Raw genomic sequence first — 11,009 nt, forward strand, 5'->3', positions numbered from 1 at the left:
ACCAAAGAAAAAGGCGCTAAAACCCATTTGGCTAAGCGCGCCGCGAAAGGCAACTCGATTCGGGCTCTCGATCACGTTGTTTTACCTTCGACCACTCCGGAATGTGGCAAATCGTGGTTTCTCTCAGTGGATCAGCTAACCCGCTCCATTTACTTTCCTTAGTGTTTTACCCGTGGAGACGCTAATTACACTGTAGAAGCAGCGGATTTGTGTGCGCTGCGGAAACAATGAAATTGCGGTGGGCGGATTGATCGAATGGCCGAAGTCATCGAATAGCCGAAGTAATCGAATCGCCGGAGTGATCGAATGGCCGGAGTGATCGAATGCCCGGAGTGATCGATTGACGGGTTGATCTGGCAGGGCCTGCACCGTCTCTCACGCTTGTATGGGCAGATTGCCAACTACCAACCAGAACATCAGCACTCGAATGTGGACAAATGCGCGATTTTTAAAGCGCCAAATATCCGAAACCTCAGCTTCTACAAATCCAATTAGCGTCTCCACGGATAAAAAACTAAGGAAAGTAAATGGAGCGGGTTAGCTGATCCACTGAGAGAAACCACGATTTGCCACATTCCGGAGTGGTCGAACGTAAATTAACGTGATCGAGAGCCCGAATCGAGTTGCCTTTCGCGGCGCGCTTAGCCAAATGGGTTTTAGCGCCTTTTTCTTTGGTGACTTTCTTTTTGGCGCGCCAAAAAGAAAGTTACGCGCCCGCGGGGGCGCACACCCCGCTTAACACCAATAAACATAAAACAAGAGAAACAACCCGAAGCAAATAACCAAAACCCACCCTATAAAAAACCCAATAAAAAATATAAAATAAACTACCCGAAAGCACACCGCAACATCACGAACACCAGGAACCCCATGAACCTCTACACCAAACTCCAATCCCGCGCCAAAACAGCCACCCCCATCCGGGTAGCCCTGATCGGCGCCGGCAAATTCGGCTCCATGTACCTGTCCCAGGTCCCCCGCACCCCCGGCATCCACCTGGTCGCCATCGCCGACCTGTCACCAGAACGCGCCCGGGCAGCCCTGAAAACCGTCCACTGGCCCGCAGACCGCTACGCAGCAACATCCATCGAACAAGCCGCGAAAAACGGCACCACCGCCATCCTCGAAGACAGCATGGCGCTGATCGCCTCCCCCCACATCGACATCGTGATCGAAGCCACCGGCAACCCCGCCGCCGGCATCGCCCACGTACTGGCCTGCTGCGAGCACAAGAAGCACATCGTCATGGTCAACGTCGAAGCCGACGCCCTGGCCGGTCCGCTGCTCAAGCGCCGCGCCGACAAAGCCGGCATCATTTACTCGCTGGCCTACGGCGACCAGCCAGCCCTGATCTGCGAAATGGTCGACTGGGCGCGCGCCGCCGGATTCGAAATCATCGCCGCCGGCAAGGGCACCAAATACCTCCCCACCTACCACACCTCGACCCCAGCCACGGTCTGGGACCACTACGGCCTGACCGCCGAACAGGCGCAGCAAGGCGGCATGAACCCGCAAATGTTCAACAGCTTCCTGGATGGCACCAAGAGCGCCATCGAAATGGCGGCAGTCGCCAATGCCACCGGCCTGACAGCACCGGATGGCCTGACCTTCCCGCCAGTGGGCGTGGATGAGCTGGCCAGCGTGCTGTGCCCGCGCGAAGACGGTGGCATCTTGCTGCACCGCGGGCAAGTGGAAGTCATTTCCAGCCTGGAGCGCGACGCAAAGCCCGTGTTCCGGGACCTGCGCTGGGGCGTGTACGTCACCTTCGCCGCAGGCAGCCCCTACGTCGAACGCTGTTTCCAGGAATACGGCCTGGTAACCGACCCCAGCGGCAAGTATTCGTCGATGTACAAGCCGTTCCACCTGATCGGCCTGGAGCTGGGCATCAGCGTGGCCTCGATTGCCTTGCGCGGTGAGGCCACCGGCGCACCGATCGGCTGGGCCGGCGACGTGGTGGCCACCGCCAAGCGCGACCTGGCGATCGGCGAAACGCTCGATGGCGAAGGTGGCTACACCGTGTATGGAAAATTGATGCCGGCACAACAGTCGATGCGTCTGAACGGCTTGCCGCTGGGCCTGGCGCATGGCGTGAAGTTGACGCGTGCGGTGCGCGCCGGCCAGGCGCTGAGCTGGGACGATGTGGCGTACAACACCGATTCGCTGGCAGTGCGCGTGCGGCGCGAGATGGAAACCCTGTTCGCCAGCGAGGCCCGCACTAGCGCCTGACGCCGGCCTCGGTCAGGTAGCGCAGCGCGCCCGGATGCAGCAGATGCGGCGCCGGCGCGGCGCGCAAGGTATTGGCTGCCGTGGTTTCGCGGGCCTGTGGAAGTATGCCGGCAATCAGTTGCTCGCCCCGATGCAGGGCACGCGCCAAGCGGTATGCCTGCTCTTCATTGCGGTCCGGCCGCGCCAGGATGAAACTCCAGGAGCCGACCGATTGCAAGGGCTGGCCTTGCCCCTTGAAACTGTTGGCCGGCAAGGTCAGCGGCTTGAGGAAGGCGTGGCGCGCCAGGATGCGCGCCCGCTCGCCGGCATCGGGCACGATGAAACGCGCGCCAGCGGCGGCATTGGCCACCGCGGTGAATCCCGGCCAGCTGCTGCCGCCGCCCCAGAGCGCATCGACCTGCCCGCTGGCCACCATTGCCGGGCCGTCGCCGGCACGCTCCAGGAACACTGCCCGGAAGTCGCGTTCCATGTCCAGTCCCAGTCCCTCCAGCGTATATTGCGCCAACAGCACCAGGCCGGAACTGCGGGCGCCAAAGGCGACACGCTTGCCGCGCAAGTCGTTGATGCTGCGCAGCGGCGAATCGGCGCGCACCACGAACATACCGGGGGTCGAATACATGGCCGCGACGATCGCCAGTTTCGCTGGCGGGCGGCCGATGCCGTTCCATGCCTGGTGCGCGGCCTCGCCCTGCACCAGCGCAAAGTCCAGTTGGCCCGACTCCAGCAGCGGAATGTTTTCCAGGCTGCCGCGGGTGTTGCGTGCGGCGACATGGAGGCGCGGATCGGTTTGCGCCACGGTGCGTACGACCGCATTGCCATACACCGGAAAACCGCCGCCGGGCGTGGCCGTGCCGAGCGAAACAGTCATTTCCCTGTCAGGCGCCGGCCCCTGCAATGCAGCGCAGCCGGCGAGCAGGCCCAGCCCGATGAAGAGGGTTGACAGCCGGGCCGGCAAGCGAATGGGGCGCATGGTTTTCCGGTCCCGGCGGCTATGCTGCCAGCCGTAATTCGTCCATCTTGCGCGCCAGACGGGCGACATTGCCCAGCGACAGCAGATGGGCATAGATCCACCCCAGGTAGCCTGAGCGCAGCAGCGACAAACCCTGTTCATCGCTGAGTCCGGCCAGCCTGGTTTCATCGACTACCCACAAGCCTTCCAGTTGCTGCTTCTGGCCTTCTCGATCGACTGAAATCACTTTGGGCACCAGCAAGCCGAGTTCCTGCAACTTGCTGCCAAAGGCGCGGGTGCGCGTCATTTCATTGTGGAACAGGCGCAGGAAATCGAGCACGCTGTTGAGGTAGGGCGTTTCTTTGCCGGCGGCGTCGAACAAGGCCTCACCCTCAACCGCGCCCAGCCAGGGGCTGGCCTCGTCGATGCAGACGGTCAGGTCGTCCGAGCCATCGACGCCGGCCAGCACGAACGGATAGCGGCGCGCAAACGCCGGCAGGTAGGTATTGGCGCTCCAGTTGCCCTGCGCATCGACGAACAGGTTGCGATTGCTTTCCAGCCCGACCAGCGCCGCCAGCGTGAACGGTCCTTCGGCGTTGCCGACAAAAACCACCGGGTAATCGCGCGCCGCCTCGGCCAGCTCGCTGCCGGCCAGCAGCAGTGAATTGGTTTTGGCGGCAAAGCCGAAATCGTTCTGTTTGTGCAGCACCTTCAGGCTTTGATGCCGCTCGCGGTTCAGTGGTATTGCGCGCTCGTAAAAAATCATTGCTGCCATGATTGCCCTCCCCTTTTCAAATCATTCGCCTCGCCGCCGGCGTGGCTCGTGGTGGCTGTTTGTGCTTGCTTGTGCTTGCTTGTGCTTGCCTGGTCCCACCTCACAGCCAGAAGGTCAGTCGCAGGTAATCGATAAAGCGGTGCGTCATCACCCAGGCCAGCGGGCGGTAGCCTACATCTATCTTTGCCACGCCGGTCATGCCCGGGCGCCACCATGCCGGATGGGTGGACAAGGATTGCGCCCGCACCGGAAAAGTATTGTGCCCGTCCTTGACGCTGGCTGCCGGCGTGATCCGCTGTACCTTCATCGCATACGTCTGGTTCGGATTACTGACCAGCATGATGTCGGCATCCTGTTGCACCCGCACCAGGTGAACGTCGCGTTCTTTCACCGCGATGTCGGCATACAGCCGGTCGACTCGCGCAATTTTTACCACGGTATCGCCACGCTTGACGGCGCCACCCAGGTTTTTCCGGGGCTCGCCTTCGACCACGATACCGTCGATGGGCGAGGCCACGCTGGCATTCTTGAGGCGGAACTGCAATTGCTCCAGCTTGGCCTGCGCCTGCTCGAGCTGGGCCTCGGCAATCCCCATTTCAGCCAATTGGTTGGCGGCGCGCCGCTTCTCCACTTCGCGGCTGTTTTGCGCGATGTCGGCCAGGGCCGCCGCCCGTTCCAGCAATAATTCGCGCACCGACAGCACGAACACCGGCTCGCCGGCGCGTACCGGCGCACCCAGTGTGGCCGTGCTCGATTCGATGAAGCCGTCGAACGGTGCGCCAACAAACGCCATGTCGTCCGTCTTCACCACAAAACTGGCCTCGACCGCATACGGCAGCGGCGCAAACAGCAATAGCAGCAGCGCAGCGGCCAGCGCCAGCGTAAAGCGCCGGCCTTCCGCTGTCAGCGGGCGCAACTGGCGCGGCAGGCCTTGCCACAATTCGGCGCCGACGCGCTTGAATACATTGCGCTGCTTTTTTTCCAGGTCGCGCAGCGGCCGCGACACCTGGTCCGACAGCAAGCGCAACATCCAGGTCTCCCCGGCCGAAAACGCCGTCGCCTGTCGCTCGCAGACCAGCGCACCGAGATGCTCGCCGCCCACCGTCAGCGGCACGGTCAGCAGGTGGCCAGGCTGGCTGGCGTCGGCATATTGCCGATGCGCCCGGGTGACCACCTTTCCCTGCGGCGGCCAGGCGATTTCCTTGCCTTGCACCATCGCCTCCTGGCCGGCTTCTTCCAGCAAGTCGGAGACTGCGCTGCGCCGTCCGAGCTTCTCGCTATGGCTGACCGCGCGCAGCCGCAAGCCTTCGCGCGCCCCCCATAACAAGGAGACCTGTTCGCAACTGAAACGCTCTGCCAGCGCATTGACCAGGCCCAGCGCAGCCTGGTCGAATCGTTCCGACTCCAGCACCCGGCCTAGCAATTCCAGCGCCTGCGCATACTGGTCGGCCTGCGACTGCCGCTCCTGCACATGCCGGCCTTGTTCATAAAACCGCGGCACCCAGCCGACCAGGCGCAGGTCGCCGGCCGACGGCGCCGCCTGGCGGTTTTGCAGGTGCACGCACAACAGCAGTTCCTGCTCGCCGCTGGCCGGGCGGAACAGGATCAGTGCGGCGCGCCAGGGTCCGAGCAGCACAGGGCCTTCGGCTACCTCGTCCTTCAATGCCTGTTCCAGCAGCGGTACAGCAACTGTTGCCGCCAGCGCCGGCACCTGTGCGCTGCCGCCGTCCATTGCCGGCCAGCTGTTGACCACCGCCCAGCCCTGCCCCGGCGGCTGGCCCGGCAGGCGCGCGTACAAGGCCGCGAATTCGCCGCCCAGCGCACGGCAGCCCTGCGTGGTCCAGTGCTGCCAGAAATCCGCTGGCTGGCCATCGAAGGTGTGCAGGTCTTGCAGCGTTGAAATGAATGCAGACATGGGTCAGAAGCCGCTCTTGTCGAGCTGAATATCCTGCTCGAGTATTTGTTTGCGTTGCCGGAAGCTGCGGCTTTCAGCGCGTCGCTGGGCCAGCTTCAGCAACCAGGGTGCAAGCCAGGTCAGCGCGCCGGCATGGTTCGCTGGCGGCGATGCTGCTTGCGTCCTGCTTGCCCGATCCGCTGTTTGTCCCGCGCCCGGCGCGCTCGAACCCGCATCGAGCCGCTCGGTCCAGAACCGTAACAGGAAAGCCGGCAGGTAGCGCCGGAAAACTTCATCTTCCGGACAGGCGAAGCATTGCACGGTGCCGGGATCGCCCTGGCGCGCACAGCGTCCCATCAGTTGCCGGTCGATCCGCGCCAGGTCGTTGGGCTCGCCGATGATCACGTGCAGCCCGCCAGCTGTCCGCACCGATTCTTCCAGCGCGATATCGGTGCCGCGCCCGGCCATGTTGGTGGCGATGATGATGGAGCCTGCACTGCCGGCCTTGGCCACGATCGCGGTTTCCTGCGCATGGTTGACTGCATGCAGCACCGGCACACGCTCTGCCAGCAAGGGATCGGTAGCGCTCATGCGTTGGTGCAGCGCCTCGCTGGAACGCACGCTGCGCATGCCCACCAGCACCGCCCGGCCAGCGTTGGCAGCGTCAATGGCGGCGCGCACGATGGCGTCGAATTTCTCTTGCTCATGGCGAAACACGCGCATCGGCAGGAAACTGCGGCGCACCGGCCGGTGCGTCGGAATGCGCACGGTCGACAAGCGGTACACGCCCAGCAGTTCGGATCGTGCTTCTTCCGCGGTACCTGTCATGCCGCCCATTTTCGGGAACAGCCGGAAGAAACGCTGGAAACTGCGGCGCGCCGAAACCTCGGTCGCCGGCGATACCGGCAGGCCATGCGCAGCTTCCAGCACTTGCTGCATGCCCAGCGACAGGGTGCGCTGCTCGGCCAGGCGGCCGGTCAACTCGTCGACCAGCACGATCTCGTCGTCGCGAATCACGAAATGCCGGTTCAGTTCCAGCAAGTGAATTGCATACAGCGCCTGCTCGATGAGTTCATGCGCGCGCTCGGGGCTTTGCCAGAATGCCGAAAAATGGCTGGCTGCGGTGTCGACGAATTCACGTCCTTCGTCGGTCAGCTTGACATGGCGCAGCGGCCGGTTGACCAGGAAATGCCGTTCCGGGTCCAGCATCCGCGTCAGTTGCACGGCGTCGTGCGCGGCTTTCTCCAGCGTTTCATCCGGCCGCTGGCTGGAAATGATCAGCGGCGTGACCGCTTCGTCGATCAGCACGCTGTCGGCCTCGTCGACGATCACTTGCGACAGACCGCGCATGACGACGCCGGGAAACGAGGCCTCGCCACCCTGGGCGACACAGCGCAAGGCGAAGCCGCTGCGGGTCGGCACCCGGCCCAAGGCCAGCCGGTCGCGCAGAAAATCGCCGAGCAATTCCTTGGCGGTGGTGTAGACCACGTCATGCCGGTAGGCCGCAGTGCGGCTGCCCAGCGGCGTGCCGCCATCGATATGGGTGACGCTGACGCCGCAAAACGCAAACAGGCCAGATGCCAGTTCGGCATCGCGGGCGGCCAGGTAGTCGTTGGCGGTGACCACATGGCAGGGCCAGCCGCGCCATGCCGATGCCACCGCCGCCATGGTCGCAGTCAGGGTCTTGCCCTCGCCGGTCGCCATTTCGGCGATCTCGCCGCGCAACAGGGTCAGTGCACCCATCAACTGCTCAGGATGCGGGGTCAGCCCGGTCACCCGCCGCACGGCAGCGACCAGGGCCGCCATGGCCTCATCGGTTTCTGTTCCATCCTCGCCGGTGGCCAGGCGGCAGGCAGCGGCGACCTGTTGCAGCGCTGCGCGCAAGCCGTCGTCATCCAGCGCGTGATAGTGCGCTGCCGCCGCCAGTATCTGCTCGCTTTGCCGGCGCAGCGCGCGCTGCGGATTGCGCCGGCGCGCGATCCAGGTGGCGAAGCGGTAACCGGCATGGTCCAGCCAGGGGCGGAAATCCGGCTCCCGATGCGCCGCCAGCACCAGCAGGCTTTCGCCCGGCAGCACACGGCTGGCGCCCTGCACCAGGCCAGCTTGCTGCGCCAGCGCGGCAATGTCGATGGTGGCGGGTGCGTTCATCAGACCTGGTACCTGCGCTGGATGAACTGGCGTGCCCGCACCCAAGCCTGCACGGCCAGCGGCGACGGCGGCAAATGGATGCGGATCCAGCCGGAACGGCCGCTGCGCACCGGATCGACGCCCGGCCGGCGCGCCGGCGCCAGCAGGTCGGCCTGCAGCAGGAAGAAGGGTTCGGCGCTCTGCTTGCCGGACGGATCGGCCAGGCTCACGGCGACTTCGCCGCCGGCCAGCGGGCTGAGCGCGGCCGATGGCAGCGTCTCGCTGGAATGCGGCACCAGCGTCAGGTGGCGGGCACGGTAGCGCAGGTCGCGCTCGCCTTCGAGCCGGACTTCCAGGTCCTGGCGGTCTGCGCTGACCAGGATGGTGGCGGCCTCCTGCTGGATGACGCCGACAAAACGATGGCTGCGGTCATCCACCACCTGCCCCAGTTCGGCGCCGCGCTGCACCCAGGCGCCGCGACGGAAATCGGATTCCGGCGAGATCCAGTAACCGGCATGAGCGGCGGTCACGGTCAATGAGGCCTGTTGTTTTTGCAATGCCGCCAGCGAGGCTTCCAGTGTTTCAATGCGCTGGCGGATCGGCAACAGATCGACGCCCTCTTCGGTGAGCGATTTTGCTTCCAGCAGTTGCGCATGCCGCATCTGCGCGCGCACGCCGCGGGCTTCCAGTTCCAGCTCGGGGTTGGCCAGCTCGACGATCAGCGTGCCGGCTTCGACCCAGTTACCGGAAGCTACATGCACCCGCGTGATCATGCCGCCGGATTCGGTAAAAACGCGGGTCAGGTTGACGGCTTCGGCCACGCCCGGCACAACGCGGTTGTCAGGTACCGGAATCAATAGCAAGGCCAGCACGATTGCCACAATCGCCATGCCGCCGCGCCGCACCAGCAAGCGGTGCTGGAACAGGAAGTAGGGATTGGCGACGGCGCGCCAGCCCTTTTGCAGCGGTTGCAGGAATGTCGTGACCATCAGCGCAATGGCAACCAGCAGGCCGATGCCGAAATAGGCGTCCGCAATGAACAGCACGATGCCCGCCATCACCGCCAGCCGGTACAGCGTGGAGGCGACAAAAAATCCGGCCAGCCCGAGCGCCGTCGGCAGCGGCTTGGCGTCCACGCCGCCGTCTTCCATGCGCATGATGCCGGTGCGGAACAGGCGATTGAACTGGGTCTTTGCCTGCTCGTGCAGGTTGGGCACGCCAATCAGGTCCGACAGGATGTAGTAGCCGTCAAAGCGCATCAGCGGATTGATATTGAACACGACCGTGTACACCGCCGTCGAGAACATCAGGTTATAGGCGATTTCATTGACCACGCCGGGCGGTGAATGCGCCCAGGCGATGGTGGCCACAGCCGCCACCAGCAGGTCGACCAGCATGCCCGCCGCGCCGATCAATGCGCGCTTGCGGGAGTCGCGCAAGGCCCAGCTGGACGACACATCCACATACGGCAGCGGCGTGAACATCAGCAGCATCACGCCCATGGTGCGCACTTCGCCGCCGAAATGCTTGCACATCGCCGCATGACCGAGTTCATGCAAGCCCTTGGCGATGAAGATGGCCAGGTACAGCAGCACCACATTGTCGGCCTGCAGCAGCGACTGCGCCTGGTTCCAGGCGCGCGCGCCGCCGCCGATCAGCTCCACCAGCCCCCATGCCACCAGCAGCAACGCCAGCGTCACGCACACCGGGCCGAGCAGGATGCGCACCAGCGGCGCCATTTTTTTCAGCAAGGGTTCCGGATCAAGCAGCGGAATGCGCATGAACATCAGTTCGGACATGCGCGCGGCGACCGGCTTGCGCTTTTTCTGGTCCTCGCGCTCCAGCAGCAGCCCCTCGTCGGCATTGCCCGACAGCGTGATCAGGTTGTGCCGGTACAGGCTGCTGAGCAACTGGAACACATCGTCCTGGCCCGGTGTCTCTTGCGGATGCGATTCGATCGAATCACGCCACACCTGGTCCACCGTGGTGTCGACATTGAGCGCGGTGAGGAAACGCCAGGTAGCGGGGCTGACCCGATGAAAACTGTTGTGGGTGCGCTCGTGCAGCACATACCAGGGCTCGCCACGGTAATGGTGCAGGCGTACCGACACGGTCGGGCGCAAGGCCAGCCGCAAGTCCGCCACGCGATACCAGTTATCCGAGAACGTCTTGCCCATTTTTCCTTCCTGGCGGCGTCATCATCAGCGTTGCGCGGGAGCCAGCAGCAGCATGGCGCTGATGCCAGCGCGCACCGGCGTGCGGCCGGGCAGCAATTCCACCTTGACCTCGCGCAGGCCGCTGGCGGCATCGACCACCGGCGACACGAACAGGACCCGGCCGCGCACCGCCGCATTGCCCGCCACCAGCTTCAGATCCACCCCGTCGCCGGCTTTCAGGTGCTCTACCCGGGCCGAGGGTGCATTGGCCACGAACAGGATCTTGCTCAGGTCGCACAGCCGCAGTGCCGGCTCATTGGCCTGCACGCTCTCGCCCGGCTGGCGCAGGATCTTGGTGACGATGCCAGGCACCGGCGCGCGCAGCGTGCGGCGCTCCAGGTTCTCGCGCGTGGTCAGGTAATCGAGCCGTTCCATTTCCTTGGCCGCTTGCAGGCGTGCGACATCATTGAACGCCAACTCGCGCGACAGTTCGCGGTTCTGTACTTCCTCGCGGCTGATGCCCTGGGTGCTGGCGTAGACTTCCCTGGCTGCACTGGCCTGCAGCGTGGCGGTCGCCAGTCGCGCTTGCGCCGCCGACAGTTCAGCCATGCTCTTCCACTGCACCAGGCGCCGCTCCACTTCCAGCGTTTCGGCGGCATTGTCCAGTGCCAGCATGGCCTGGCCGCGCCGGACCACGCTGCCTTCGGCCACCTTTAGCTGCGCAATGCGCCCGGTCAGCGGAAAGCCTAAGTTCAGGTCGCTGTTGCAGCGGGTCAGGCCCTTCACGGCATCGTCCTCGGCCGTGCCGCGCGCGCGTTCGCCGGGCGCCGGATCGGCAGCGGGTCGGGTGGCAGGCAGGACGACAGCCGCGGGCTGCGCGGC

7 protein-coding genes are annotated in these 11,009 nt (G+C 64.4%); 1 reads left to right on the top strand and 6 read right to left on the bottom strand.

The window, feature by feature from the left end; translation table 11 throughout:
• Window positions 1-870: 870 nt before the first annotated feature.
• A complete protein-coding gene (locus Q7T64_RS09625) occupies window positions 871-2,226 on the top strand; it encodes an NAD(P)H-dependent oxidoreductase (RefSeq protein ID WP_304794941.1) in 1,356 nt (451 codons plus the stop codon).
• On the opposite strand, the gene Q7T64_RS09630 is transcribed toward Q7T64_RS09625, so the two are convergent.
• From Q7T64_RS09630 to Q7T64_RS09655, 6 genes are all read right to left on the bottom strand, one after another.
• A complete protein-coding gene (locus Q7T64_RS09630) occupies window positions 2,216-3,196 on the bottom strand; it encodes a TAXI family TRAP transporter solute-binding subunit (protein WP_304794943.1) in 981 nt (326 codons plus the stop codon). The two genes, Q7T64_RS09625 and Q7T64_RS09630, sit on opposite strands and share 11 nt — an antisense overlap.
• 19 nt (window positions 3,197-3,215) lie before the next feature.
• Complete coding sequence (locus Q7T64_RS09635) at window positions 3,216-3,950, bottom strand: SapC family protein (protein ID WP_304794945.1); 735 nt, start codon at window positions 3,948-3,950, stop codon at window positions 3,216-3,218.
• A gap of 100 nt (window positions 3,951-4,050) precedes the next feature.
• The gene (locus Q7T64_RS09640) at window positions 4,051-5,865 is read right to left on the bottom strand and encodes an efflux RND transporter periplasmic adaptor subunit (protein WP_304794946.1); all 1,815 of its coding nucleotides are present in this window, start codon (window positions 5,863-5,865) and stop codon (window positions 4,051-4,053) included.
• Between the two features lie 3 nt (window positions 5,866-5,868).
• Window positions 5,869-7,992, bottom strand: a complete 2,124-nt coding sequence (locus tag Q7T64_RS09645; protein WP_304794948.1) for a hypothetical protein — start codon at window positions 7,990-7,992, stop codon at window positions 5,869-5,871.
• Complete coding sequence (locus tag Q7T64_RS09650) at window positions 7,992-10,148, bottom strand: hypothetical protein (RefSeq protein ID WP_304794951.1); 2,157 nt, start codon at window positions 10,146-10,148, stop codon at window positions 7,992-7,994. The genes Q7T64_RS09645 and Q7T64_RS09650 overlap by 1 nt, the downstream gene beginning before the upstream one ends.
• A gap of 24 nt (window positions 10,149-10,172) precedes the next feature.
• On the bottom strand, window positions 10,173-11,009 hold an 837-nt coding region (locus tag Q7T64_RS09655; RefSeq protein ID WP_304794953.1), incomplete at its 5' end, for an efflux RND transporter periplasmic adaptor subunit.

Origin of the sequence: Lacisediminimonas sp., assembly GCF_030645335.1 — a bacterium.
Lineage (GTDB): Bacteria > Pseudomonadota > Gammaproteobacteria > Burkholderiales > Burkholderiaceae_D > Lacisediminimonas.

What these genes read in the sequence shown, in the direction of transcription:
- Q7T64_RS09625 (WP_304794941.1), top strand. Translation starts at nt 871, where the DNA reads ATGAACCTCTACACCAAACTCCAATCCCGCGCCAAAACAGCCACCCCC.
- Q7T64_RS09630 (WP_304794943.1), bottom strand. Translation starts at nt 3,196, where the DNA reads ATGCGCCCCATTCGCTTGCCGGCCCGGCTGTCAACCCTCTTCATCGGG.
- Q7T64_RS09635 (WP_304794945.1), bottom strand. Translation starts at nt 3,950, where the DNA reads ATGGCAGCAATGATTTTTTACGAGCGCGCAATACCACTGAACCGCGAG.
- Q7T64_RS09640 (WP_304794946.1), bottom strand. Translation starts at nt 5,865, where the DNA reads ATGTCTGCATTCATTTCAACGCTGCAAGACCTGCACACCTTCGATGGC.
- Q7T64_RS09645 (WP_304794948.1), bottom strand. Translation starts at nt 7,992, where the DNA reads ATGAACGCACCCGCCACCATCGACATTGCCGCGCTGGCGCAGCAAGCT.
- Q7T64_RS09650 (WP_304794951.1), bottom strand. Translation starts at nt 10,148, where the DNA reads ATGGGCAAGACGTTCTCGGATAACTGGTATCGCGTGGCGGACTTGCGG.